Annotated in this window: 24 protein-coding genes; 15 read left to right on the top strand and 9 right to left on the bottom strand. The window is 62.9% G+C overall.

Going from position 1 to position 26,032, the window contains the following annotated elements:
* The first annotated feature begins 38 nt into the window (after nt 1-38).
* The 10 genes from pcaK (at nt 39) to pcaC (ending at nt 9,859) form a co-directional block, all read left to right on the top strand.
* On the top strand, nt 39-1,385 hold the full coding sequence (pcaK, locus tag AC19YX_RS19125) for a 4-hydroxybenzoate transporter PcaK (RefSeq protein ID WP_078470177.1): 1,347 nt from the start codon (nt 39-41) through the stop codon (nt 1,383-1,385).
* Between the two features lie 192 nt (nt 1,386-1,577).
* Nucleotides 1,578-2,435 carry a CoA transferase subunit A gene (locus AC19YX_RS19120; protein WP_500606785.1) on the top strand — a complete coding sequence of 286 codons (858 nt, stop codon included), beginning with the start codon at nt 1,578-1,580 and terminating at the stop codon, nt 2,433-2,435.
* Entirely contained in the window at nt 2,432-3,214 is a 783-nt protein-coding gene (locus AC19YX_RS19115; protein WP_500606944.1) for a CoA-transferase subunit beta, read from the top strand. Before AC19YX_RS19120 ends, AC19YX_RS19115 begins: the two co-directional genes overlap by 4 nt.
* Nucleotides 3,211-4,416 (top strand): 3-oxoadipyl-CoA thiolase, encoded by a 1,206-nt coding sequence (gene pcaF / locus AC19YX_RS19110; protein WP_500606943.1) that lies wholly within the window; start codon nt 3,211-3,213, stop codon nt 4,414-4,416. The genes AC19YX_RS19115 and pcaF overlap by 4 nt, the downstream gene beginning before the upstream one ends.
* Nucleotides 4,417-4,532: 116 nt before the next feature.
* The gene (gene pcaH, locus AC19YX_RS19105; protein WP_500606784.1) at nt 4,533-5,237 is read left to right on the top strand and encodes a protocatechuate 3,4-dioxygenase subunit beta; all 705 of its coding nucleotides are present in this window, start codon (nt 4,533-4,535) and stop codon (nt 5,235-5,237) included.
* A 1-nt stretch (nt 5,238) separates the two neighbouring features.
* Nucleotides 5,239-5,805 (top strand): protocatechuate 3,4-dioxygenase subunit alpha, encoded by a 567-nt coding sequence (pcaG, locus tag AC19YX_RS19100; RefSeq protein WP_500606783.1) that lies wholly within the window; start codon nt 5,239-5,241, stop codon nt 5,803-5,805.
* 127 nt (nt 5,806-5,932) lie between these two features.
* Nucleotides 5,933-7,228 (top strand): MFS family transporter, encoded by a 1,296-nt coding sequence (locus tag AC19YX_RS19095; protein WP_500606782.1) that lies wholly within the window; start codon nt 5,933-5,935, stop codon nt 7,226-7,228.
* A gap of 48 nt (nt 7,229-7,276) precedes the next feature.
* Nucleotides 7,277-8,641, top strand: a complete 1,365-nt coding sequence (locus AC19YX_RS19090; RefSeq protein WP_500606781.1) for a 3-carboxy-cis,cis-muconate cycloisomerase — start codon at nt 7,277-7,279, stop codon at nt 8,639-8,641.
* An 11-nt stretch (nt 8,642-8,652) separates the two neighbouring features.
* Nucleotides 8,653-9,453 (top strand): 3-oxoadipate enol-lactonase, encoded by an 801-nt coding sequence (pcaD, locus tag AC19YX_RS19085; RefSeq protein WP_421547903.1) that lies wholly within the window; start codon nt 8,653-8,655, stop codon nt 9,451-9,453.
* 10 nt (nt 9,454-9,463) lie between these two features.
* A complete protein-coding gene (gene pcaC / locus AC19YX_RS19080) occupies nt 9,464-9,859 on the top strand; it encodes a 4-carboxymuconolactone decarboxylase (RefSeq protein WP_078470186.1) in 396 nt (131 codons plus the stop codon).
* 92 nt (nt 9,860-9,951) lie between these two features.
* On the opposite strand, the gene AC19YX_RS19075 is transcribed toward pcaC, so the two are convergent.
* The 4 genes from AC19YX_RS19075 to emhA form a co-directional block, all read right to left on the bottom strand.
* A complete protein-coding gene (locus AC19YX_RS19075; RefSeq protein ID WP_500606780.1) occupies nt 9,952-11,217 on the bottom strand; it encodes an OprD family porin in 1,266 nt (421 codons plus the stop codon).
* 302 nt (nt 11,218-11,519) lie between these two features.
* Entirely contained in the window at nt 11,520-12,980 is a 1,461-nt protein-coding gene (gene adeC, locus AC19YX_RS19070; RefSeq protein ID WP_078470188.1) for an AdeC/AdeK/OprM family multidrug efflux complex outer membrane factor, read from the bottom strand.
* Complete coding sequence (locus tag AC19YX_RS19065) at nt 12,977-16,126, bottom strand: efflux RND transporter permease subunit (protein WP_201129770.1); 3,150 nt, start codon at nt 16,124-16,126, stop codon at nt 12,977-12,979. The genes adeC and AC19YX_RS19065 overlap by 4 nt, the downstream gene beginning before the upstream one ends.
* 3 nt (nt 16,127-16,129) lie before the next feature.
* Nucleotides 16,130-17,287 carry an efflux RND transporter periplasmic adaptor subunit EmhA gene (gene emhA, locus AC19YX_RS19060; protein WP_020299056.1) on the bottom strand — a complete coding sequence of 386 codons (1,158 nt, stop codon included), beginning with the start codon at nt 17,285-17,287 and terminating at the stop codon, nt 16,130-16,132.
* A 252-nt stretch (nt 17,288-17,539) separates the two neighbouring features.
* Between emhA and emhR the strand changes: the two genes are divergently transcribed.
* Complete coding sequence (emhR, locus tag AC19YX_RS19055) at nt 17,540-18,172, top strand: efflux system transcriptional repressor EmhR (protein ID WP_078470190.1); 633 nt, start codon at nt 17,540-17,542, stop codon at nt 18,170-18,172.
* Nucleotides 18,173-18,495: 323 nt separating this feature from the next.
* Here emhR and AC19YX_RS19050 read toward each other — a convergent pair whose 3' ends face one another.
* From AC19YX_RS19050 to AC19YX_RS19040, 3 genes are read right to left on the bottom strand one after another with little or no spacing between them, the layout of a single operon-like run.
* Nucleotides 18,496-19,545, bottom strand: coding sequence for an alkene reductase (locus AC19YX_RS19050; protein ID WP_201129771.1), 1,050 nt, complete (start codon nt 19,543-19,545; stop codon nt 18,496-18,498).
* Between the two features lie 27 nt (nt 19,546-19,572).
* Nucleotides 19,573-20,739: an MFS transporter gene (locus tag AC19YX_RS19045; protein WP_020299052.1), complete on the bottom strand. Its 1,167-nt coding sequence runs from the start codon at nt 20,737-20,739 to the stop codon at nt 19,573-19,575.
* Nucleotides 20,740-20,756: 17 nt separating this feature from the next.
* On the bottom strand, nt 20,757-21,059 hold the full coding sequence (locus AC19YX_RS19040; RefSeq protein ID WP_020299051.1) for an ArsR/SmtB family transcription factor: 303 nt from the start codon (nt 21,057-21,059) through the stop codon (nt 20,757-20,759).
* A 153-nt stretch (nt 21,060-21,212) separates the two neighbouring features.
* On the opposite strand from AC19YX_RS19040, the gene AC19YX_RS19035 reads away from it, so the two are divergent.
* Entirely contained in the window at nt 21,213-21,797 is a 585-nt protein-coding gene (locus AC19YX_RS19035; RefSeq protein ID WP_421547901.1) for an acyl carrier protein phosphodiesterase, read from the top strand.
* Between the two features lie 81 nt (nt 21,798-21,878).
* Here AC19YX_RS19035 and AC19YX_RS19030 read toward each other — a convergent pair whose 3' ends face one another.
* Both AC19YX_RS19030 and olsB read right to left on the bottom strand, forming a co-directional pair.
* Nucleotides 21,879-22,673, bottom strand: coding sequence for a lysophospholipid acyltransferase family protein (locus tag AC19YX_RS19030; RefSeq protein ID WP_078470193.1), 795 nt, complete (start codon nt 22,671-22,673; stop codon nt 21,879-21,881).
* Nucleotides 22,673-23,428: an L-ornithine N(alpha)-acyltransferase gene (gene olsB / locus AC19YX_RS19025; protein WP_078470194.1), complete on the bottom strand. Its 756-nt coding sequence runs from the start codon at nt 23,426-23,428 to the stop codon at nt 22,673-22,675. Before olsB ends, AC19YX_RS19030 begins: the two co-directional genes overlap by 1 nt.
* A 141-nt stretch (nt 23,429-23,569) precedes the next feature.
* Here olsB and AC19YX_RS19020 point away from each other — a divergent pair, with 141 nt between their 5' ends.
* The 3 genes from AC19YX_RS19020 (at nt 23,570) to AC19YX_RS19010 (ending at nt 25,953) form a co-directional block, all read left to right on the top strand.
* Complete coding sequence (locus AC19YX_RS19020) at nt 23,570-24,463, top strand: acyl-CoA dehydrogenase middle domain-containing protein (RefSeq protein ID WP_500606779.1); 894 nt, start codon at nt 23,570-23,572, stop codon at nt 24,461-24,463.
* 66 nt (nt 24,464-24,529) lie between these two features.
* Nucleotides 24,530-25,630, top strand: a complete 1,101-nt coding sequence (locus AC19YX_RS19015; RefSeq protein ID WP_500606778.1) for a serine hydrolase domain-containing protein — start codon at nt 24,530-24,532, stop codon at nt 25,628-25,630.
* Nucleotides 25,627-25,953, top strand: coding sequence for an amidase (locus AC19YX_RS19010; RefSeq protein ID WP_078470197.1), 327 nt, complete (start codon nt 25,627-25,629; stop codon nt 25,951-25,953). The genes AC19YX_RS19015 and AC19YX_RS19010 overlap by 4 nt, the downstream gene beginning before the upstream one ends.
* Nucleotides 25,954-26,032: the final 79 nt, after the last annotated feature.

The raw sequence follows: 26,032 nt of genomic DNA, 5'->3' as shown, positions 1-26,032 counted from the left end.
GCTTCGGCGCGCCTGCGTTTTACCCTGGAATAAAAATAATGAACCAACCCCTGTCAGCTTCTGGCAACTGCCTCGATGTGCAGTCCTTTATCAATGCCCAGCCCTTGTCGCGTTATCAGTGGCGAGTGGTGATCCTGTGCTTCCTGATTGTCTTCCTCGACGGCCTGGACACCGCAGCCATGGGCTTTATCGCCCCGGCACTGTCCCAGGATTGGGGCATCGACCGCGCCAGCCTCGGGCCGGTGATGAGTGCGGCGCTGATCGGCATGGTCTTCGGTGCCCTGGGTTCGGGCCCGCTGGCCGATCGTTTCGGGCGCAAGGTGGTGTTGGTGGGGGCGGTGCTGCTGTTCGGCGCCTTCAGCCTGGCCTCGGCCTACAGCACTAACGTCGATCAACTGTTGGTACTGCGCTTCCTCACCGGCCTGGGGCTGGGTGCGGGCATGCCGAATGCCACCACGCTGCTGTCCGAATACACCCCGGAGCGCCACAAGTCGCTGCTGGTGACCAGCATGTTCTGCGGCTTCAACCTGGGCATGGCCGGTGGTGGTTTCATTTCCGCCAAATTGATCCCGGCGTTTGGCTGGCACAGCCTGTTGCTGATCGGCGGGATCCTGCCGCTGATTCTGGCGCTGGTGCTGCTGGTCTGGTTGCCGGAGTCGGCGCGTTACCTGGTGGTGCGCAATCGAGGAACCGACAAGGTGCGCAAAGCCCTGGCGCCCATTGAGCCGACCATTGTCGGCCAGGCCGCGAGCTTCAGCGTGCCGGAACAAAAGACGGTCAAGGCGCGCAATGTGTTTGCGGTGATTTTCTCCGGCACCTACAGCGTCGGCACCTTGCTGCTGTGGCTGACCTATTTTATGGGGCTGGTGATCGTCTACCTGCTCACCAGCTGGCTGCCGACCCTGATGCGTGACAGTGGCGCGAGCATGGAGCAGGCGGCGTTTATCGGCGCGCTGTTCCAGTTCGGCGGAGTGCTGAGCGCAGTGGCGGTGGGCTGGGCCATGGACCGGTTCAATCCGCACAAGGTCATCGGCACCTTTTACCTGCTGGCTGGGGTCTTTGCCTACGCGGTGGGGCAGAGCCTGGGCAATATCACCCTGCTCGCAACCCTGGTGCTGATCGCGGGTATGTGCGTCAACGGCGCGCAATCGGCCATGCCGTCCTTGGCTGCGCGGTTCTATCCGACCCAGGGGCGGGCCACGGGCGTGTCGTGGATGCTCGGGATCGGGCGCTTCGGTGCGATTCTCGGGGCCTGGATGGGCGCTACTTTGCTGGGGCTCGGCTGGAACTTCGAGCAGGTGCTGACTGCGCTGGTGATTCCGGCGGGCCTGGCGGCGACGGCGGTGGTGATCAAGGGCATGGTGAGCCACGCGGATGCGACTTGAGAACGGTTGGTTTTGAGGTAAAGGGAGAGGGCATGGGGATCGATAGCTCGACAACAATATGTTCGATAAACGAACACTCAGTCGATTATCGGATTGTTTGGGCCATGCCCCCGGCTTAATCTTCAGGGCACGCAGGCAGCGCTTGTCGCGCCTTTTTCGTCCAGTCGCTCAATAACAATCGGGAGCCCCCCAATGGCTGAAATCCTTTCGCTGCACGACGCGGTGAAGCAGTTCGTCAACGACGGCGATACCGTCGCGCTCGAAGGCTTCACCCACCTGATTCCTACGGCCGCAGGTCATGAAATCATCCGCCAAGGCAAGAAAGACCTGACCCTGGTTCGGATGACCCCTGACCTGGTCTACGACCAGTTGATCGGTGCCGGTTGCGCTCGCAAGCTGATTTTCTCCTGGGGCGGCAACCCCGGTGTCGGTTCTTTGCACCGCCTGCGTGACGCCGTGGAAAAACAATGGCCGCATGCCCTGGAAATCGAAGAGCACAGCCACGCCGACCTGGCCAACGCCTACGTGGCGGGTGCCTCGGGCCTGCCGTTCGCGGTGCTGCGTGCTTATGCCGGTTCCGACCTGCCCAAGGTCAACCCGCTGATCAAGAGCGTGACCTGCCCATTCACCGGCGAAGTGCTGGCGGCGGTGCCGTCGGTACGCCCGGACATCACCGTGATCCACGCGCAAAAGGCCGACCGTAAAGGCAACGTGCTGCTGTGGGGCATCCTCGGGGTGCAAAAAGAGGCGGCACTGGCGGCCAAGCGCTGCATCGTCACCGTCGAGGAGATCGTCGACGACCTCAACGCCCCGATGAACGCCTGTGTCCTGCCGACCTGGGCCCTGAGCGCGGTCTGCCACGTACCTGGCGGTGCGCATCCGTCCTACGCCCACGGTTACACCGAGCGTGACAATATTTTCTACCAGGCCTGGGATCCGATCGCCCGCGACCGTGAAACCTTCACCGCGTGGATCAACGAATACATCCACGGCAGCGCCGATTTCAGTGAATTCCAGGCCAAGCTGGCCCGCGCTTCGGAGGCCAAATAATGACTTACTCCACCAATGAAATGATGACCGTTGCCGCCGCCCGCCGCCTGAAGAACGGTTCGGTGTGTTTCGTCGGCATCGGCTTGCCGTCCAAGGCCGCCAACCTGGCGCGCCTGACGTCGTCGCCGGACGTGGTGCTGATCTACGAATCGGGCCCGATTGGTGCCAAGCCCAGCGTATTGCCGCTGTCGATCGGTGACGGCGAACTGGCCGAAACCGCCGACACCGTGGTGCCGACCGGCGAAATCTTCCGCTACTGGCTGCAGGGCGGGCGCATCGACGTCGGCTTCCTCGGCGCGGCCCAGGTCGACCGCTTCGGCAACATCAACACCACGGTGGTCGGTGACTATCACCACCCCAAAGTGCGCTTGCCCGGTGCCGGTGGTGCCCCGGAAATCGCCGGTTCGGCGAAAAGCGTATTGATCATCCTCAAGCAGTCGTCGCGCTCGTTCGTCGACAAGCTCGATTTCATCACCTCGGTGGGCCATGGCGAAGGCGGCGACTCCCGCAAACGCCTGGGCTTGCCGGGTGCCGGTCCGGTGGGGATCATCACCGACCTGTGCATCATGGAGCCGGAAGCCGGCAGCCATGAATTCGTGGTCACTGCGCTGCACCCGGGCGTGACCCGTGAGCAGGTGGTTGCCGCCACCGGCTGGGCGATTCGCTTTGCCGACACTGTCGAGCAGACCGCCGAGCCGACTGCAGTCGAACTGGCCGCACTGCGCGATTTGGAAGCACGTACCGCCGCGGCCCATGGCCAGGCACCGGGAGAAGCCTGATGCGCGAAGTCTTTATCTGTGATGCGATCCGGACCCCGATCGGCCGTTTCGGCGGTGGCCTGTCGGCCGTGCGTGCCGACGACCTGGCAGCCGTGCCGATCAAGGCGCTGATGGAACGCAACCCATCGGTGGACTGGAGCGCAGTGGACGAGGTGTTCCTCGGCTGCGCCAACCAGGCCGGCGAAGATAACCGCAACGTGGCACGCATGGCGCTGCTCCTGGCCGGCCTGCCGGAAAGCATCCCCGGGGTTACCCTCAACCGCCTGTGCGCGTCGGGGATGGACGCCATCGGCACCGCCTTCCGCGCGATTGCCAGCGGCGAGATGGAGCTGGCGATTGCCGGTGGGGTCGAGTCGATGTCCCGTGCGCCCTTTGTCATGGGCAAGGCCGACAGCGCGTTTTCGCGCAACATGAAGCTGGAAGACACCACCATCGGCTGGCGCTTTATCAACCCGTTGATGAAGGCCCAGTACGGCGTGGATGCCATGCCACAAACCGCCGACAACGTGGCGGACGATTACCAGGTATCCCGCGCCGACCAGGACGCCTTTGCCCTGCGCAGCCAGCAACGCACGGCGGCGGCCCAGGCGGCCGGGTTCTTTGCCGAGGAAATCGTGCCGGTGCGTATTGCCCATAAAAAGGGCGAAAGCGTGGTCGAGCAGGATGAGCACCCGCGTGCCGATACCTCCCTGGAAACCCTGGCCAAGCTCAAGCCGGTCAACGGCCCGGACAAGACCGTCACCGCCGGCAATGCCTCGGGCGTCAACGACGGTGCCGCGGCGCTGATCCTGGCGTCGGCCGAAGCGGTGAAAAAACACGGCCTCACGGCCCGTGCCCGGGTGTTGGGCATGGCCAGCGCCGGTGTCGAACCACGGGTCATGGGCATCGGCCCGGTGCCTGCGGTGCGCAAACTGATCGAGCGCCTGGGCGTGGCAGTCAGCGATTTCGACGTGATCGAACTCAACGAAGCCTTTGCCAGCCAGGGCCTGGCGGTCCTGCGTGAGCTGGGCCTGGCGGACGATGCGCCGCAGGTCAACCCGAACGGTGGCGCTATCGCCCTGGGTCATCCGCTGGGCATGAGCGGTGCACGTCTGGTGCTGACGGCGTTGCATCAACTGGAAAAAACCGGCGGTAAAAAAGGCCTGGCGACCATGTGTGTGGGTGTCGGCCAAGGGCTGGCGCTGGCCATCGAACGCGTCTGACGCCCGCTCCAGGAGCCTGTTCACGATCTGGCGAGCGCCCCTCAGGCATGTTCAACGCCGCCTGAGTCCAGCGCAGCCGATCGTGACCAGGGTCTAATAAGAAAAGAGGATTGACCATGATTGACAAGCCCGGTTACCGGCGCCCGCAAGCGGGTACTCAGCCTGATTATCTGCACCCGGCCTACAAGTCGACCAACACCCGCTCGCCCTCCAAGCCGCTGGTGTTCCTGCCCCATTCGCTGTCGGAAATCACCGGCCCGAGCATCGGTGCCGATTCGCTGCACGAAGGCGATAACGACCTGACCGCACAACACGCCGGCGAGCCCCAGGGCGAGCGCATCATCATCCACGGCCGGGTCCTGGACGAGAACGGTCTGCCGGTGCCGGGCATTTTGGTGGAGATCTGGCAGGCCAACGCCGCCGGCCGCTACAACCATGACCGCGACCTGCACGATGCCCCCCTGGACCCGAACTTCACCGGCACCGGGCGCACCGTGACCGATGCCGACGGCTGGTATCAGTTCCAGACCATCAAGCCCGGTGCCTATCCGTGGGGTAACCACGAAAACGCCTGGCGCCCGGCCCATATCCACTTCTCGTTGTTCGGCCCCAGCGTGCTGACGCGCCTGGTGACCCAGATGTATTTCCCGGGCGACCCGCTGCTGGCTTACGACCCGATCTACAACTGCGTGCCGGACACCTGTGCCAAGGAACGCCTGATCGCCAGTTTCGACCTGGACAAGACCATTCCTTCCTATGCCCTCGGTTACCGTTGGGACATCGTCTTGCGCGGCCGCGATGCCACGCCGATGGAGAAATAAGATGACGCTGACCGCGACCACCTCACACACCGTCGGCCCCTACTACCACATCGGCCTGACCTGGCTGAACCGCGAAGACCTGACCCAGGCCGAGACCCTTGGCCAGCGCGTGGCGATCACCGGGCAGGTGGTGGACGGCAATGGCGATTTCGTCAACGACGCGATGCTGGAGATCTGGCAGGCCAATGCCGCAGGCAAGTACGACCACCCTGAAGACGACCAGGCCAAGGCCCTGGACCCGAGCTTCCAGGGTTTTGGCCGGGTGCCGGTGGACGCCGAAGGGCGCTTCCGCTTCACCACCATCAAGCCGGGCACGGTGCCGGGCCTGAAGGGCGCGACCCAGGCGCCGCACCTGGTGGTGCTGGTGTTTGCCCGTGGCCTGGTCAAGCACTTGCTGACGCGCATTTACTTCGACGGCGAACCGGCCAACGCCGCCGACCCGTTGCTGGCCTGCGTGCCGGCCGAGCGCCGTAGCACCTTGCTGGCCAAGGCCGATGCCGACGGCACGTATCAGTGGAACGTGATCCTGCAAGGCACTGAGGCCGAGACGGTGTTTTTCGATTACTGACCGGCGACGCCGGTGCCGGTGTCTGCGGCGGCCCTTCGGGGTTGCCGCAAGCAGCGGCGGCAGACAGGGGAACGGGACTGTTGCCAAGTGTGTCTAGACTCACACTGTCCCCAAAGAGTGAAAACCCATGACAAGCACAACCAGTCACTACACCGGTGAAGAGCGCAGCAAGAGGATCTTCGCGATCGTCGGCGCGTCTTCGGGCAATCTGGTCGAATGGTTCGACTTCTATGTCTATGCCTTTTGTGCGATCTATTTCGCCCCGGCATTTTTCCCCTCCGACGATCCCACGGTGCAGTTGCTCAACACCGCCGGCGTATTTGCCGCCGGGTTTCTGATGCGTCCCATCGGCGGCTGGCTGTTCGGCCGGGTAGCCGACAAGCACGGGCGCAAGAATTCGATGATGATCTCGGTGCTGATGATGTGCGCCGGCTCCCTGGTCATCGCCTTCCTCCCGACCTACGCCACGATTGGCGCCTGGGCCCCGGCGTTGCTGCTAGTTGCGCGGCTGTTCCAGGGTTTGTCGGTGGGCGGCGAGTACGGCACCACTGCCACGTACATGAGTGAAGTGGCGCTCAAGGGCCAGCGCGGCTTCTTCGCCTCTTTCCAGTACGTGACCCTGATCGGCGGGCAATTGCTGGCGGTACTGGTGGTGGTGATCCTGCAGCAGTTCCTCGATGAGCAGGAGCTCAAGGCCTGGGGCTGGAGAGTACCCTTCGTGATTGGTGCGATTGCCGCAGTGATCTCGCTGTTGCTGCGCCGCACGTTGAAAGAAACCACCAGCAAGGAAATGCGTGAAGACAAGGACGCGGGCAGTATTGTCGCGCTGTTCAAGAATCACGGCGCCGCCTTTATCACCGTGTTGGGCTACACCGCCGGCGGCTCGCTGATTTTCTACACCTTCACCACTTATATGCAGAAGTACCTGGTGAACACCGCCGGGATGCACGCCAAGACCGCCAGCTACATCATGACCGGTGCGCTATTTCTCTATATGTGCATGCAGCCGTTGTTCGGCATGCTGGCCGACAAGATCGGCCGCCGGAACTCGATGCTCTGGTTCGGGGCCCTGGGGACCTTGTTCACGGTGCCGATCCTGATGACCCTGAAAACCGTTTCCAGCCCGTTCCTGGCTTTTATCCTGATCACCCTGGCCCTGGCGATCGTGAGTTTCTACACCTCCATCAGCGGTCTGGTGAAAGCCGAGATGTTCCCACCTCAGGTGCGGGCCCTTGGGGTTGGCCTGGCTTATGCGGTGGCGAATGCGATTTTCGGCGGTTCGGCGGAGTATGTCGCCTTGGGCCTGAAGACCCTGGGCATGGAAAACACCTTTTACTGGTACGTCACGGTCATGATGGCGGTGGCGTTCCTGTTCAGTCTGCGCCTGCCCAAGCAGGCGGCGTATCTGCACCACGATCTTTGACCTGTCCGCGCGCGCCCATCACGGGCGCGTGCCTCCAAGGGATTGTTTATGAGTACACCGGCGAGCAACCAATTGTTCGATGCTTATTTCACTGCTCGCAGCATGCGTGAAGTGTTTTGTGATCAGGGCCGGGTCCAGGCCATGCTGGATTTCGAAGCGGCCCTGGCCCGAGCCGAGGCCCGCGTCGGGCAGATTCCGCAGAGTGCGGTGGCGCCGATCGAGGCGGCCTGTCGCGCCGAGCTCTATGATTTCGCGGCCCTCGGCGAAGCCATTGCCACGGCCGGCAACTCGGCGATTCCATTGGTCAGGGCACTGGGCAAGCAGATTGCCCAACGCGATGCCGAGGCCGAGCGCTATGTGCACCTGGGGGCGACCAGCCAGGACGTGATGGACAGCGGGCTGGTGCTGCAACTGCGCCAGGCCCTGGGCTTGATCGAAGCCGACCTGGGGCGCCTGGGGCACATCCTTGCGGCCCAGGCCACCCGCTATGCCGGCACGCCGCTGGCCGGGCGGACCTGGTTGCAGCATGCGACCCCGGTCACCCTGGGCATGAAAATCGCCGGCTGGCTGGGGGCGGTCAGCCGCAGCCGGCAACGCCTGCAGGAGTTGAAGCCGCGGCTGCTGGTGCTGCAGTTCGGCGGCGCCTCCGGGACCCTGGCGGCCCTCGGCGAGCAGGCATTGCCGATTGCCCAGGCATTGGCCGGCGAGCTGCACCTGGGCCTGCCGGAACAACCCTGGCACACCCAGCGCGACCGTCTGGTGGAGTTCGCCGCTGCGCTTGGCCTGATCGCCGGCAGCCTGGGCAAGCTGGGACGGGATATCAGCCTGTTGATGCAGACCGAAGCGGCGGAAGTGTTCGAGCCCTCGGCGCCGGGCAAGGGCGGATCATCGACCATGCCCCACAAGCGTAATCCGGTGGGCGCGGCGGTTTTGATCAGTACCGCGACCCGGGTTCCCGGGCTGCTGGCGACCATGTTCAGCGCCATGCCCCAGGAGCACGAACGCAGCCTGGGCCTGTGGCATGCCGAGTGGGAAACCCTGCCGGAGATCTGCTGCCTGGTTTCCGGTGCCCTGCAACAAGCCTTGCTGGTGGCCGAGGGCCTGGAGGTCGACGCCGAGCGCATGGCCAGCAACCTCGACCTGACCCGCGGCCTGGTATTGGCCGAAGCCGTGAGCATCGCCCTGGCCCAGCGCCTGGGACGCGAGACGGCCCATCATCTATTGGAACAATGCTGCAAGCGGGCGGTGGCCGAAGGGCGCCACCTGCGTGCGGTACTGGGCGATGAACCCCAGGTCGGTGCCGAGCTTTCGGCCGCTGAACTGGATCGCCTGCTCGATCCGGCCCATTACCTCGGCCAGGCCCAGACCTGGGTCGAACGCGCGGTGGCCGAACACTTTGCCTTGAACGCCTGAAGGAGACTGCTGTGGCATTCGTAAAACTCGCCGATGGCGAACTGCACTACCAGCTTGATGGTCCGGAACACGCTCCGGTACTGGTGCTGTCCAACTCGTTGGGCACCAGCCTGCGCATGTGGGATATCCAGATCCCGGCCTTTACCCAACACTTCCGTGTGCTGCGCATGGATACCCGAGGCCACGGCAAGTCGCTGGTCACCCCGGGGCCCTACACCATTGAACAGTTGGGCCATGACGTGCTGGCGCTGCTGGATGCCTTGCACATCGAACGCGCGTACTTCTGCGGCCTGTCCATGGGCGGCCTGATCGGCCAGTGGCTGGGCATCAATGCCGGCGAGCGCCTGCACAAGCTGGTGGTGTGCAACACCTCGGCGAAGATTGGCGAGCCGTCGATCTGGAACCCGCGCATCGAAACCGTACTGCGTGACGGCGAGGCAGCCATGGTGGCGTTGCGCGATGCTTCGATCGCCCGCTGGTTCACCGCGGACTTCGCCGAAGCTCACCCTGACCAGGCCAAGTTGATCACCGACATGCTGGCGGCGACTTCGCCCGAGGGCTATGCAGCCAACTGCGCGGCTGTGCGTGATGCAGACTTCCGTGACCAGGTGTCGGCGATCAAGGTTCCGACCCTGGTGATTTCCGGTACCGAAGATGCGGTCACGCCGCCGTCGGGCGGGCATTACATTCAGGAACATGTGCTGGGCGCCGAGTACGCCGAGTTCTACGCCGCGCACTTGTCCAACGTGCAGGCTGGCGCCGCATTCAGCGACCGGGTCGTGGAATTCCTGCTGGCCGACAAGAGCATTTGAGGAGTCGCTTGTGGACGAGAAACAACGTTATGACGAGGGGATGCAGGTGCGCCGCGCGGTGCTGGGTGATGCCCACGTCGATCGCAGCCTGAATGCCCTGACCGAGTTCAACTCGGAGTTCCAGGAGATGATCACCCGCCACGCCTGGGGTGATATCTGGACCCGTCCGGGCCTGCCGCGGCATACCCGCAGCCTGATCACCATTTCCATGCTGATCGGCATGAACCGCAATGAAGAGCTCAAGCTGCACCTGCGTGCCGCCGCCAACAACGGGGTGACCCGTGGCGAGATCAAGGAAGTGATCATGCAGAGCGCGATCTACTGCGGCATTCCTGCGGCCAATGCGACCTTCCATCTCGCCGAGTCGGTGTGGGATGAATTGGGTGTCGAGTCCCGCGAGGCCTGAACCCCGCACGCCGATAAAAAAGGCCAGCACCGGTAAACCGGGCTGGCCTTTTTCATGGGTGGTTTTGCCGGAGCAAGTCCTGGCGAAACGACTTACAGCAGGCTGATCGGGTAGCTGACGATCACGCGGTTCTCGTCGAACTCGTTGTTGCTGTAGTCGCGACGCATGCTGGAATTGCGCCATTTGAAGTTGAGGTTCTTCAGGGTGCCGCTCTGCACGGTATAGGCCAGTTCCGACTCGCGGCCCCATTCCTTGCCATCGGTGATGGTGCCGGTGTGCACGTTGTCACCGCTGATGTAGCGGTTCATCAGGGTCAGGCCCGGTACGCCGACGGCGGCGAAGTTGTAGTCGTGGCGCAGTTGCCAGGATTTTTCCTTGGCGTTGTCGTAGCTGGAGTTGTAGCTGTCGTTGGCCAGGGTGCCGCCGCTGGTGCCGTTGACCCGCATCCAGGCGTTGTCCCCGGTGAGTTTTTGCAGGCCGACATAAAAGGTGCTGCCGCCGTACTTGGCCGAGAACAGGCCGGACCAGGTCTTGTTATCCAGGTCGCCGGCGCGGGCACTGCCGTCTTCCTTGCCGTAGAAGAAACCGAGGTTGGCGCCCAGGGTCCAGTCGCCCACGGGTTGGGTATGAACCAGGTTGATGAACTGTTGGCTGTAGATGTCCTTGAGTTCGGCGTTCCACAGGCCGATCTGGGTGCGCTTGTCGTTGAAGCTGTATTCGCCACCCTGGAAGTTGAAACGGTCGGAGGTGAACGCGGCTTTGCCGGTCATCGACATGTCGCTCATGCTGCTGTCGTCTCGTGGGCTGTTGGCGCGGAACTGGCCGCCGTAGAGGGTCAGGCCGTCGATTTCCTTGGACGTGATCTGCCCGCCACGGAAGGTCTGTGGCAGCGAGCGGCCGTCATCGGAACGCAGGATCGGCAGCACCGGCATCCATTCCCCCACCTTGACCTCGGTCTGCGACAAGCGCGCCTTGAACGCCACCCCCAGGCGCCCGAAGTTGTCGGCCGGGCGCCCGTCACGGTCCAGAGGCAGCAACTGGGTGCCGCCGGTGCCTTTGCCGCCGTCGAGCTTCAGCGAGTACAGGCCCAGCACGTCCATGCCGAAACCCACGGTGCCTTGGGTGAACCCGGACTTGGCATCGAGGATGAAACTCTGGGTCCACTCTTCGGCCTTGCCCTGGGCCCTGGTCGGGTTGGTGAAGTTGCGGTTGATGTAGAAGTTGCGCAGGTTCAGGTTGACCTTGGCATCTTCGAGAAAACCGGACTCTTCGGCCATCGCCGGCAGGGCGGCAGCGGCCAGCGCCACGCCGAGCAGGCCAGGCAGGAGGAAAGGAGAAGTGGGGGTCGTTGGCTTCATGTTGTCGGTCTCTCTAATTGTTAGGGCGCAGCACGGCACTGCCGCTACGTCAGTCGCAGAGCCAGGTGGAAAGTGGGCGTGGTGAAACGGCTGCAAATCAGCCGGAGAGGGCAGGGCGAGGGGTCATGGTGCAGAGCCTGTTGTTATTGGTTTTTATCGCTGCGGGGAATGGTGCGGTGCCAGATAGGGCGATTCAATCGGGCATGAGCGGGTTTTGGGCGATAAACGAACACAAGTGACAGGCTGAGCACAGGCCAAAAAAAACCCACCGTGAGGTGGGTTTTTTCACAGCCGGGAGGTGCTTAGAACAGGCGCAGCTTCGGTGCCTGTTCGGCCACCGGTTCGTTCTTCGCGGTCTGCTCGTTCCAGCCGCCACCCAGGGCCTTGTACAGATTGACCTCGCTGGTCAGCTGCGAAAGGCGGTCACTGATCAGCGCCTGTTGCGCGCTGAACAACGAACGCTGGGCGTCGAGGAAGGTCAGGTTGCTGTCGACCCCGATGCGGTAGCGGCGCTCGGCCAGACGGTAGTAGTCCTGGTTGGCGGTGACGAAATCACGCTGGGCCTGCAACTGCTGGTTGTAGGTCTGACGTGCCGCCAGGCCATCGGAGACTTCCTGGAAGGCGGTCTGGATGGATTTCTCGTACTGCGCAACCGTGATGTCTTTCTGGATCTTCGAGTAGTCCAGGCTGGCGCGCAGGCTACCGGCGTTGAAGATCGGCAGATTGATCTGCGGCTGGAACAGCCAGGTCCCCGAACCACCTTTGAACAGGCCGGACAGGTCCGGGCTCAAGGTGCCGGCATTGGCGGTCAGGCTGATGCTCGGGAAGAACGCCGCGCGGGCGGCGCCGATATTGGCATTGGCCGCCTTGAGCTTGTGTTCGGCTTCAAGGATGTCCGGACGCCGTTGCAACAGCTCCGAAGGCAGGCCCGCTGGCATTTCGCTCAACAGGTCGGCCGCCAGGGGCTGTGCGCCAGGCAGGTTGGCTGGAAGGCCGGTGCCCAGCAGCAGGGTCAGGCTGTTTTCGTCCTGGGCCACTTGGCGCGTGTAGCGCGCCAGTTGCACCCGGGCGTTCTCGACCGAGGTCCGCGACTGGCTCAGGTCCAGCGCCGAGGCAACCCCGACTTCGTTGCTGCGCGAGGTGAGCCGGTAGCTCTCCTCGAAAGCGCCCAGGGTGTCCTGGGTCAGCTTCAGCAGTTCCTTGTCGGCCTGCCAGGTCAGGTAGGCGTTGGCCACGCTGGCCACCAGGCTGATCTGGGTGCTGCGCCGGGCTTCTTCGCTGGAGAAATAGGTCTGCAGGGCCTGCTCGCTCAAACTGCGAACGCGGCCGAACAGGTCCAGCTCATAGGCGCTGATACCCAGGGTGGCCGAGTACTGGCTGGTGATGCCCGACTCGCCGGTTTGCGACATGCGCGCCGGGGTCCGCTGGCGGCTGCCGCTGCCATTGGCCGATACCGCGGGGAACAGGTCCGCGCGCTGGATCTGGTACTGCGCGGCATAGGCGTCGATGTTCAGCGCCGCCACCCGAAGGTCGCGGTTGTTGACCAGCGCGGTCTGGATCAGCTGTTGCAGCGCCGGGTCATGGAAGAACTGCCGCCAGCCCTGTTCGGCGGCCGCCTGGTTGGCGGCCTCCGTTGGCGAATAGGCGGGGCCTTGCGGGTATTGCGCGGCCACCGGTGCTTGCGGCTGCTGATAATCGGGTATCAGCGAGCAGCCACTTAGCACGGCGGCGGTGATTGCCAGGGAGAGTAGCGACTTGCTCATTGGCCAGCCTCTTTAGGAGTTTCAGATGTTTCTGCCGAGTCCGCGTTTTTCTTGCGACCCATGCCAGACACTGTGACGAAGAACAAAGGCACCCAGAATATCGCCAGAATCGTCGCGGTGAGCATACCGCCAATCACCCCGGTACCGATGGCGTGCTGGCTGCCCGAGCCCGCGCCGGTGGAGATGGCCAGGGGGACCACACCCAGCACGAAGGCCAGCGAGGTCATGATGATCGGTCGCAGACGCATGCGGCAGGCTTCGATCGCCGCGTCCGTCAGGCTGCGACCCTGCTCATGCAGTTCCTTGGCGAACTCGACGATCAGAATGGCGTTTTTCGCCGCCAGACCGATGGTCACCAACAGCCCCACCTGGAAGTACACGTCGTTGGACAGACCCCGCAGGCTGGTGGCCATCAGTGCACCGATGATCCCCAGGGGTACCACGAGCATGACCGCGATCGGAATCGACCAGCTTTCATACAGCGCCGCCAGGCACAGGAACACCATCAGCAGCGACAGGGCATACAGCGCCGGTGCCTGGGAACCCGACAGGCGTTCCTCATAGGACAGGCCGGTCCAGGAAATACCCACGCCCGCCGGCAGCTTCGCGGCAATGGCTTCGACTTCGGCCATGGCTTCACCGGTACTGTATCCAGGCGCCGGAGCCCCCAGGACTTCCATCGCCTCGACACCGTTGTAGCGCGCCAGCTTCGGCGAACCGTAGACCCACTCACCCTTGGCGAACGAGGAGAACGGCACCATGGTCCCGGCACTGTTGCGCACGTACCATTTCTTCAGGTCTTCCGGGCTCATGCGAGCGCCGGGCTGACCCTGGATGTACACCTTCTTCACTCGACCACGGTCGATGAAGTCGTTGACATAGCTACTGCCCAGGCCGATCGACAGGGTGTTGTTGATATCAGAGATGGTCACGCCCAAGGCACTGGCGCGTTCATCGTCGATGGTCAACTGGTACTGCGGCTCATCGCTCAAGCCGTTCGGACGCACCTGGCTCAGGATCTTGCTCTGCGCGGCCATGCCGAGGAACTGGTTGCGTGCTGCCATCAGTTTCTCGTGCCCGATACCGGCGCGGTCCTGCAGGAACACGTCGAAACCGGTGGCGTTACCCAACTCCAGTACGGCTGGCGGAGCGAATGCAAACACCATCGCGTCGCGGAAGCTGAAGAAGTGCTGCTGGGCACGGGCCGCGAGGTTGAACACGCTGTTTTCCGAAGAGCGCTCGCCCCACGGCTTGAGCATGATGAACGCCATACCCGAACTCTGGCCGCGACCGGCGAAGTTGAACCCGTTCACGGTGAATACCGAGGCTACGGTGTCCTTCTCCTTGTCCAGCAGATAGGCGCGCATTTCATCGACCACCACCTGGGTCCGCTCGGCACTGGAGCCGGCTGGCGTCTGCACCTGGGCGAAGAGTACGCCCTGGTCTTCTTCCGGCAGGAACGCCGATGGAATACGGGTGAACAGCCAGATCATGCCGAGCACGATCAGCACGTATGCCAACAGGTACGGCACCTTGTGACGCAGCATATTGCCCACGCCGCGCTCGTAGCTTTTGACGCTGCGGTCGAAGGTGCGGTTGAACCAGCCGAAGAAACCGCGTTTCTCGGTGGCGTGCTCGCCTTGTGGGTGAGCCTTGAGCATGGTGGCGCACAGGGCCGGGGTGAAGATCAGGGCAACCAGTACCGACAGGGCCATGGCCGAAACCACGGTGATCGAGAACTGCTTGTAGATCACCCCGGTGGAACCACTGAAGAACGCCATTGGCAGCAGTACCGCGGACAGCACGAGGGCGATACCCACCAGTGCGCCCTGGATCTGGCCCATGGACTTTTTCGTGGCCTCCTTGGGCGATAGCCCTTCCTCCTGCATCACCCGCTCGACGTTTTCCACCACGACGATGGCATCGTCCACCAGCAAACCGATGGCCAGCACCATGCCGAACATGGTCAGGGTGTTGATGCTGAAGCCGGCTGCCGCAAGGATCCCGAAGGTCCCGAGCAACACCACCGGAACGGTCATGGTGGTGATGACGGTGGCGCGGAAGTTCTGCAGGAACAGGAACATCACCAGGAACACCAACACGATGGCTTCGACCAGGGTGTGAACCACACCGCTGATGGACTCCGTCACCACCGGGGTGGTGTCGTACGGGAATACCACTTTCATCCCGGACGGGAAGAAGGGTTCCAGGTCGCTGATGGTCTTGCGCAGCGCCTTGGCGGTATCCAGGGCGTTGGCGCCGTTGGCCAGTTTGACCGCCAGGCCGGAAGCCGGCTTGCCATTGAACTGGGCGCTGACTGCGTAGTTTTCACCACCCAGCGCAACGTCGGCGACATCACCCAGGCGAACCTGTGAGCCGTCCTTGTTGACCTTCAACAGGATCGCCTTGAACTGCTCGGCAGTCTGCAGGCGGGTCTTGCCGATGATCGTGGCGTTCAGTTGCTGGCCAGGCAGCGCCGGCAAACCACCGATCTGGCCGGACGACACCTGGACGTTCTGCGCCGCAACGGCGGTTTTCACGTCCACGGGGGTCAGGCTGTAGTTGTTGAGCTTGGCCGGGTCGAGCCAGATACGCATGGCGTACTGTGCACCGAACACCTGGAAGTCGCCGACACCTGCGGTCCGCGACACCGGGTCCTGCATGTTGGACACGATGTAGTTGGACAGGTCGTCCTTGGACATGCTGCCGTCTTCGGAAACCACACCGATAACCAGCAGGAAGTTCTTCACTGCCTTGGTTACCCGGATGCCCTGTTGCTGCACTTCTTGTGGCAGCAACGGGGTGGCCAGGTTCAGTTTGTTCTGGACCTGGACCTGAGCGGTATCGGAGTTGGTGCCTTGTTCGAAGGTCGCGGTGATGGTCATGCTGCCGTCGGAGTTACTTTCCGAGGACACATAACGCAGGTTATCGATACCGTTGAGCTGCTGCTCGATGACCTGAACCACGGTGTCCTGCACGGTTTGTGCAGAAGCGCCTGGGTAGGTCACGGAGATAGCGATCGCCGGTGGCGCGATGCTTGGATACTGGTTTATCGGCAACTTGAGGATCGATAGAGCCCCGACCAGCATGATCACCAGGGCAATTACCCAGGCGAAAATCGGACGGTCGATGAAAAATTTCGACATGGTTTACTCCCCTTTGCCGCCTGCAGCTTTGTCTGTTGCCTGTGCAGGGGCCGGGTTGGTCGCCGGAACATTGGTCGCTTCGGTCGCCTTGACTTCAATGCCTGGCTTGACGAACTGCAGGCCTTCGGTAATCAGTCGATCGCCGGCTTTCAAGCCGTCTTCCACCAGCCATTGGCTGCCGACGGTGCGACTGGCCTTGAGCTGACGCAGTTCGACCTTGTTGTCCGGGCCGACCACCAGGGCGGTTGGCGTGCCTTTGAGGTCACGGGTCACGCCTTGTTGCGGGGCAAGAATGGCCGCAGCGTTGATCCCGGCCTGCAATTGCGCGTGCACGAACATGCCTGGCAACAGGGTGTGATTAGGGTTGGGGAACACGGCGCGCAGGGTCACGGAGCCGGTGGTTTCGTCGACCGAGACTTCGGAAAACTCAAGTTTGCCGTCCTGTTGGTACTGGCTGCCGTCTTCCAGGGTCAGCTTGACCTTGGCCGAGTTGTCGCCGGCCTTTTGCAGGCGACCGCTTTCCAGCTCGCGGCGCAGTTCCAGCAGCTCCACGGAGGACTGGGTGACGTCGACGTAGATCGGATCGAGCTGCTGGATCACGGCCATGGCGTCGGCCTGGCCATTGCTGACCAGCGCGCCTTCGGTGACCGAGGAGCGACCGACACGGCCGGTCAGTGGCGCAAGCACCTTGGTGTAGCGCAGGTTGATCTGCGCGCTTTGCAGCGTGGCTTCCGATTGCAGGCGGTTGGCTACGGCAGTGTCGTATTCCTGGCGGCTTACGGCCTGTTCGTCGACCAGTTGCTTGTAGCGGTCGGAGATCGACTTGGTCGATTGCAGGTTGGCCTGAGCGCTTTTCAGCGTCGCCTCATAGACCGACGGGTCGATCTGGTACAGCTGCTGGCCTTCTTTGACATCCCCGCCTTCTTTGAACAGACGCTTGAGGATGATGCCGTTGACCTGCGGTCGCACTTCGGCGATGCGGTAGGCGGTGGTCCGCCCCGGGAGTTCCGAAGTCAGGGTGAAGGGTTGGGTTTTCAGGGTGACTACGCCGACCTGAGGGGCCTGTTGGGGAGGGGCCGCCTCTTCCTTTTTACATCCGCTGAGCAGCGATGCCAGGGCGACGGCAGTGACCAGAGCGGTAACAGCTGGCTTGAATTGCATGAAAATCCTCGGGTCAGGCGCGCAAGACGCGCACTCGAAAGGTGGAAGGGTCAAAAAAGTGCGCTGAGTGGATAAGTAGCTTGCTATGGAATATACTTACATTCATGGTTGTTTGTAAACAGCGGGTCGCGTACCCGGTTTAATACAAAACATGAGTTGGCGGACGATAAACACATAACAATCGCCGTCCGTAATTAAGCTCGGATTAAGGCCTCGTGCGCCCCGAGCCATCCTGATTGAGGTTTTGCTGCCATGGCCCGTCGTACCAAAGAGGAAGCTCAAGAAACGCGCAAGCAAATACTTGAGGCAGCAGAAAAGGCTTTCTATGAACGCGGAGTCGCCCGTACGACATTGGCGGACATTGCCACCTTGGCAGGGGTGACTCGTGGCGCGATCTACTGGCATTTCAGCAATAAGGCGGATCTGGTGCAGGCCATGCTGGATACCTTGCGCGAGCCGCTGGAAGAACTGGCCAGGGCCAGTGAAAGCGAGGAAGAGCTCGACCCGCTGGGCTGCATGCGCAAGCTGCTGATTCATCTGTTCCATCAGGTCGCTCTGGATCCAAAGACTCGGCGAATCAACGAAATTCTGTTTCATAAGTGCGAGTTCACCGATGAAATGTGCGACCTGCGCCATCAGCGCCGGGCTGCCAGTATTGACTGCAACGTGCGTATCGAATTGACGTTGCGCAATGCAGTGAACCGTGGACAGCTGCCGTCGAATCTCGACACTGCCCGCGCTGCCATCAGCATGCACGCCTATATCGACGGCATCCTTTATCAGTGGCTTCTGGCCCCGGACAGCTTCGAGCTTGATAAGCAGGCTGAGCGCTGGACCGACATCGGGCTGGATATGCTGCGTCTGAGCCCCAGCTTGCGCACTTAAGACAAAATGCGTAATTGCCACCGCTTGTGTCAACAGTTAAGGCGAGCATAGATCATTCTGGTGCTCGCCTTATTTCGATGGGGTGCTTTTATATACGCACCGGCCCTTTCTTTATAGATAGCGGGCTACGTATTTTGTAGGGATTTTGTGTCGGGTGTGTGAACGAGTGTGAACCCTCATTGTTCAAGGGCACCGAGCAGCCGATCAAATGGATAGCCCTGATCTGCATGCTGCCAGCCTCGATAGGCAACCCAGGATCCTGTTGAACAGGTAATGAAAAAGCCCCGGCCTCACGAGTCGGGGCTTTGTTTTTAGCGCTGTGCTTACAAGGTCGGGTAGTCGATGTAGCCGACCGGGCCTTTACCGTAGAAGGTTTCCGGATGCGGCTCGTTCAACGGTGCATCGGCTTTCAGGCGGGCGGGAAGGTCCGGGTTGGCGATAAATGGCACACCGAAGGCCACGGCATCGGCCTTGCCGGCAGCCAGCCAAGCGTTGGCGCTGTCTTTGGTGAAACGTTCGTTGGCGATGTACGGGCCACCGAATGCGGCTTTCAATTGTGGGCCGAGGCTGTCGGCGCCTTCTTTTTCCCGCGAGCAGATAAAGGCAATGCCGCGCTTGCCCAGCTCACGGGCGACGTAGGTGAAGGTTTCGCTGAGGTTGTCATCACCCATGTCGTGAGAGTCGGCACGGGGTGCGAGGTGCACGCCAACCCGGCCCGGGCCCCAGACTTCGATGACCGCATCAGTCACTTCCAGCAGCAGGCGCGCACGGTTTTCCAGGGAACCGCCGTAATGGTCGGTACGCTGGTTGGTGCTGCTTTGCAGGAATTGGTCGAGCAGGTAGCCGTTGGCGCCGTGGACTTCCACACCGTCGAAACCGGCGGCCTTGGCGTTTTCCGCACCCACGCGGTAGGCGTCGACGATGTCGGCGATTTCAGCGATTTCCAGGGCGCGCGGAGTCGGGTAGTCGGCCAGCGGACGCACCAGGCTGACGTGACCTTTAGCCTGAATGGCGCTCGGTGCCACTGGCGCCTCGCCGTTCAGGTAGGACGGGTGGGAAATGCGCCCGACATGCCACAGTTGCAGGAAGATTTTGCCGCCCGCGCCGTGGACCGCCTTGGTCACGTTGCTCCAGCCGCGAACCTGGTCGTTGGACCAGATGCCCGGGGTGTCCGGGTAGCCGACGCCCATGGGTGTCACGGATGTGGCTTCGCTGAGGATCAGGCCCGCGGAAGCACGTTGTACGTAGTACTCGGCCATCAGCGCGTTGGGCACTCGGCCTTCATCGGCGCGGCAGCGGGTCAAGGGCGCCATGATGATGCGGTTGGCCAGTTCGAGGTCGCCGAGTTTGATCGGGTCAAAAATAGTTGTCATGAAATACACCCTTCTTAAATAAACGTATCAGTTGGTCGCTGGGGCCAGATCGGCATTGCCGCCCTGGCGAAAAGTAATCAGGGTCACCAGCAGCGCCAGTACCGCCAGGGCTGCTGCGGCCAGAGGAACGCTGGTCAGGCCGAAACCATGGGCGATCACGCTGCCGCCGACCCAGGCGCCGAGGGCGTTGCCGATGTTGAAGGCGCCGATATTGAGGGTCGACACCAGGTTTGGCGCGGCCTTGCCGAAGGTCACCACGTTGATTTGCAGTGCCGGTACGGCGGCGAACGAGGCGGTGGCCCAGAGGAACAGGGTGATCTCGGTCGGGATCAGCGCGACGCTGGTCCAGCTCAGGACGGTGGAGACCACGGCCATGCTGATAAACACGCCGATCAGGGTGGCCGCCAGGCGTTTATCCGCCAGCTTGCCGCCAATGATGTTGCCCACGGTCAGGCCCAGGCCTATCAGCAGCAGGGTCCAGGTCACGCCCTTGGGCGACACCCCGGTGACGTCGCCCAGCAGCGGCGCGACATAGGTGAAGAGGGTGAACATGGACGCGGCGAACAGCGCGGTCATGCTCAGTGACAACCAGATCCCGGCGCCCTTGAGGGCGGCCAGTTCCGAGCGCATGTCGAGTTTTTCCTCGTCGCGCTTGGCCGGCAGAAAGCGGATCAGGCCGATCAGGGCAACGACACCGATCACGGTCACGGCCCAGAACGTCGAGCGCCAGCCGGCTTCCTGGCCCAGTGCCGTGCCCAGTGGAACACCGAGGACGTTGGCCAGGGTCAGGCCGGTGAACATCAGGGCCACGGCCGATGCGCGCTTGTTGGCGGGCACCAGGCCGGCGGCAACCACCGAACCGATACCAAAGAAGGCGCCGTGGCAGAGGGCGGTGACCACTCGGGCGAACATCAGCACGTTGTAGTCACTGGCCAGCGCACACAGCAGGTTGCCGACAATGAAAATGCCCATCAGGGCTACCAGGGCAGCCTTGCGCGGCAGCTTGGCGGTGGCCAGTGCCATGAAGGGCGCACCGATGGCCACGCCCAAGGCGTAACCGGTCACCAGCCAGCCGGCGCCCGGGATCGACACACCGAGGTCGTTCGCCACATCGGGCAGCAAACCCATGATGACGAACTCGGTGGTGCCGATGGCGAAGGCGCTCAGGGCCAGGATAAGTAGCGAGAGGGGCATTGTGGGTCCTTGTCAGATCAGAGCTCTTGGCTCATTTGTTTGAGGAACAGCTGAATGTTTTCCTCATTGCGTTTGAAGAAATGCCATTGGCCGACTTTGCGGCTGCTGATCAGTCCAGCTCGTTGCAAGGTGGCGAGGTGGGCAGAGACGGTCGACTGCGACAGGCCGCAGCGTTGATCGATCTGCCCGGCGCATACGCCGTGTTCATTGCTGTGGCTCTGATCAGGGAATTCGACAGTCGGGTCTTTGAGCCAGTGAAGAATTTCTCGCCGTACTGGGTGCGCCAGGGCTTTTATTATTTCGTCGAGATCGATAGGCATGGCAGTGCTCGGTTTGGGTAAAACGTTATATCGCGATGAAGCGAACTTTAAATCGGTATTTCGCGATATACCAATATGATTTTGGTCTTAAATCATTCTTTATCGGTATATCGGGTTATAACGATGCGTGTCGCGCGGTGCTAAGCTGCGCCCATGAATTATCTCGCACATCTGCACCTCGGCGGCCAGCGCCCCGGTCAATTGCTCGGCAGTCTGTACGGCGACTTCGTCAAAGGTCGGCTGCAAGGCCAGTTCAACCCGGAGATCGAAGCCGCGATTGCGTTGCATCGCAGCATCGATACTTACACCGACAGCCACCCACTGGTGGGCGCTGCGCTGTCGCGTTTTTCCCTGACCCGCAGGCGCTATGCCGGCATTGTCATCGACGTCTTTTTCGATCACTGCCTGGCGCGCGACTGGGCTCTGTACGCCACGCAGCCGCTGGCGCTGTTCACCTCGGACGTGTACCGGGTGTTGGCCAGTGAACCGCAACTGCCGGGACGCCTGGCGCAGATCGCGCCGCATATGGCGGCCCATGACTGGCTGGGTTCCTATCGGGAGTTCGAGGTGCTGGAGCAAGTGCTGCGAGGGATTTCGCGTCGCTTGTCACGCCCGGAGGAGCTGGCGCAGGCGATGGGCGAACTGGAGCGGCTGTATCAGCCATTGAGCGAGGATTTTCGGCAGTTCTACCCGCAGTTGCAGCTGTTTGCCCAAGAACGCCTCAGGGAAACCGGCTGACCTGCCGGCTTCCCAGGAAGCGTCCTGTGACGAAGGCGCTTGCTGGCGATGCACTGGGTTGGCGCGCTAAAAACCAATTCCTCAGGCCGCCACCCATTCCTCGCCGCGCCCAACCTCAACGCCCTTGGGCACCTCGCCAAACAGCGCCTTCTGCACCGCCTGCTGCGCCTGGAAGGCCAGCGCCGCGCGTTCCTGGCCGCGACAGGCAATGGGTTTGAGCAGGTGGATTTCGACCTGGCCCTGGTCGTTGGCAAACAGGCGCATCAGGTGCGAGAGCAGATCGTCATCGCCGATAAACGGTGCCAGAGAGTCAATTTGCCCGTCACGCAGGTAACGAATGGCCACCGGCTGCAGCGCCACGTCGGCGTCGATGGCACTGGCCAGCAAACGCCCGTGAAAGGTGCGCAGGCCACGGCCATCGGTGGTGGTGCCTTCAGGGAACATCAACAGCGGATGTTGCTGCTGCAGGTGCCGGGTCATCTGCTTGCGGATCAACTGGCTGTCGCCCGCGCCACGGCGGATAAACAGGCTGCCGGCCTTGGCCGCGAGCCAGCCCGCCACCGGCCAGGTCCGCACTTCGGCCTTGGACAGGAATGACAACGGGTTCAGCGCGCCAAGCAACGGGATATCAGTCCAGGACACGTGGTTGCTGACCCACAGCATCGGCTGCCGCGGCACCTCGCCATGTACCGTGATTTCAAAGGGCAGGGCGTTGCTCAGGCGGGCCATGAAGAAGCGCGACCAGCGCTGGCGCCGCACCATGGAATTGGCCACGCCCAGGCGTTCGAACAGGCCAAACACGGTGGCCATGCTCAAGCCCAGCGCGACCACCAGCAGCACCCGGGCAATCCGCCCGTAGACCCGTAGCCGGCTCATTACACGGCCGCCTTGAAGTGCCGGGCGTAGCGGGGGCACAACTCGTCGCGCTTGAGCAGGATAAACACGTCGGCGACCTGGAAGTCTTCATCCCAGCACGGCTCGCCGCAGATCTTCGCGCCCAGGCGCATGTAGGCCTTGAGCAGCGGCGGCATTTCAGCGATCACGTTGGACGGGATATCGAGGCTCGGCAGCGGTTTTTTCGGTTCGGCACGCAGGTGTTCGGTGCACAGGTAGCGCTCGCGCAGGCGTTGCATGATGGCGTGGGCCTGCACGCCGCCGTCCTGCATCGGGATGCTGGCGCAGCCCATCAGGTAGCTGTAGCCGCCCTGGTTGAGCACTTCGGCCAACTCGCCCCAGAGCACGGCAATGGTGCCGCCGTTGCGGTAGGCCGGGTCGACACAGGTGCGACCGATTTCCAGGATCGGGCCCTTTAGATGCACCAGCCCGTGCAGGCTGAATTCCTCTTCGCTGTAAAAGCGCCCCAGGCTGCTGGCGGCCTGGTGGTCGAGCAGGCGAGTGGTGGCGACCAGGCGCCCGGTGTTCAGGTCACGCACACCGATATGGCTGCAGTGGACGTCATAGTCATCCATGTCCAGACCCAATTCCGCGCCCTTGAGCTTGGCGTTGAACTCGCCGCTGAAGACGGTGAAGCGCAGCGCCTGGGCTTCTTGCAGGGCGTGGGCGCCGACCAGACGTTCGGCTTGCAGGCGGCGTTCACTGCCGGTGTCGCTGATGCGGGCGATCTGAGTCATTGTGAATCTCCGTGCGGGCCGCTGACCCGCCTTGGGTTGCAGCCGATCGACTTTGTTGTGCAAAGTCAGGCTATGTAGCCCCGGTGTCATCGCCATTAAGCTTTGGTGATGCTTATATGACAGCCCAGAAGGAGCCCCCCCATGCCTTGGCCAGACCTGCTCAACTGCCGCGAACGACTGCCGGCCAACCCGGACCTGGCGGAGGGTTACGCCGCGCTGCTGGAGCACCTGGGCCCGGTCACCCCGTTCGACCTGGCGCTGCGCGGCGGGCGCTTGATGAGCAGCCCGGGGCTGGCGTTTCTGGTGGGTTACCAAGCCGCGTTGCGTGTGCTCTGGCCCAGTGCGCCGCCGAGCCTGGGCGCCTTGTGCGCCACCGAGCAGCGCAGCCTGCGCGCGGCGGACATGCAGACCCGGCTGGCGGATCTGCGCCTGAGCGGGCGCAAGGATTTCGTCACCGCAGGCGATGCCGCCGACTGGCTGCTGATTGCCGCGCGTAGCGAAGCACCCGGCGAAGATCCGCGCCTGAGCCTGGCGGTGGTCTACGCCGGCGAGCCTGGGGTCAGCGTGGAAAAGCTCCCACCCCTGCCGCTGATGCCCGACATCAGCCACGGTCGCCTGCACCTCGAACACGCGCTCTGCGAACGGCTGGCCGGCGATGGCTGGGATGCCTACGTCAAACCCTTTCGCAGCCTGGAGGACATTTATGTCCTCAGCGCCCTGGGCGCCTGGCTGTATGGCGTCGGCCAGGACAGCCAATGGCCGCAGGCTCTGCAATTGCAACTCCTGGCCCTGCTCGCCGGGTGTGCCGAAGCCAGCCGGCAAAATCCCTCGGCCAGCAGCACACATATTCTGCTGGGCGGGTTGTTCGCTCAGTTCGATGGGCTCAAGGCGCAGATCCAGCAGGCCTTTGCCGAAGGCCCCCAGGAGTGGGCACAGTGGTGGTCCCGCGACCAATCCGTGCTTGAGATCGCCGGCGGCGCCCGGGCCAAACGCCTGGCCAAGGCCTTGGCCGGCTTGGCGCCGCTGTCGGCTTGAGGCGCTGCTGAAACTGTCATCTGCCGGGGCTAGGCTGTGCAGGTTTCCGGCCCCGGGTTTTCTGCAATGTTCAAAGGCTCGACCCTGTTGCTCACCTTGCTCTTGCTGGTCACTGTGCCGGTGCGCGCCGAACACTGGCCCGGCGAGCAATGGAGCCAGGGTCCGGCAGCCAGTGGCACGGCACTCGATGCGCTGGAGGCCTATGCCTTCGTGCCGCGGGATGACACGACCCGTGCCGGTATTCGCACCGACGCCCTGCTGGTGATCCGCGATGGCCAGCTCATCTACGAACGTTACGCCGGGCCGACCACCGCCAACACCCCGCACCTGACCTGGTCCATCAGCAAGAGCCTGCTCGCGGTGATGCTGGGCGTGGCTTATGGCCAAGGGCGCTTTCAGCTGGAGGACAAGGCCGCGAGCTTCTATCCCGCCCTGCAACAACACCCGCAGATCAGCATGGCCGACCTGCTGCATTGGGCCTCGGGCCTGGATTGGCAGGAGGACTATGAATACGCTCCACTCAACTCCTCGGTGGTGGCCATGCTCTACACCCGCGGCCATCAGGATATGGCGGCCTTCGCCGCAGGCCATGCCGCCTTCAGCGCGCCAGGGCAGGCTTTCCGTTATTCCAGCGGCGACAGCAACCTGCTGTCTGCGGCCTTGCAGAACATGCTCGGCGCGCCCGCCTATGCCGATTACCCCTGGACCGCGTTGTTCGACCCCCTGGGAATCAGGCAGGCGGTGTGGGAAACCGATGCTGCCGGGACGTTCGTCGGCTCCTCCTATGCCTACCTGCGCGCCCGCGACCTGGCGCGCATCGGCCTGTTGATGCAGCGCGACGGGCGTTGGGGCGAGCGCCAGTTGCTGCCCAAGGCCTGGGTCGAATTCTGTCGCACGCCCTTCAGCGGCTACCAGGCCCACCAGGACGAGGCGGTGCCGGGCGCCCACTGGTGGCTCAACCGCGCCGTGCAAGGCGCCGCGCCACCCTGGCCCGATGCGCCGAGCGACACCTTTGCCGCCCTGGGGCACTGGGGCCAGGCGCTGTACATAGTGCCCAGTGAAAACCTGGTCATCGTGCGCTACGCCGACGATCGCGATGGCAGCTACCGGCACAACGAACTGCTGAAGCGGGCCCTGCTGGCATTCGGACGGCAGGGGCGCCCATGAGCCGTTCATGGGTTCGGCGCCGACCTGTTTCCAGCCTGCTGCTGTTGCTGCTGGCGGCGCTGCTGGCCTGGGTCTGGCATGAACGGCTGGCGCTGCGGGCATTCCCGGACATCCTCGGCGCCTACAGCGCCAAGGAGTACTGCTCCTGTCGTTATGTGATGCAGAACCCGGCCGATTATTGCCTGGGTTACGTGCGGCAATACTTGCCCCTGAGCCAATTTGTCGATGAGCCGGAGCACCGCCGGGTCACGGCCAGTGGCCTGGGACGCAGCCACAGCGCGGCCTGGATCGGCGAGCGCGAGGGATGCCGGCTGGCTCCCTGAACCACCCCACCCAAGCCTGTTCCACCCAGTGGAACCACATTTGATTGTCCTCTGATCCGGCTCGCGGTTATCTGACGCA

This window comes from Pseudomonas sp. MF09150 (genome assembly GCF_059862355.1).
Note: the sequence above shows the minus strand (reverse complement) of the source record. Positions and strands in the feature narration are given on the sequence as shown.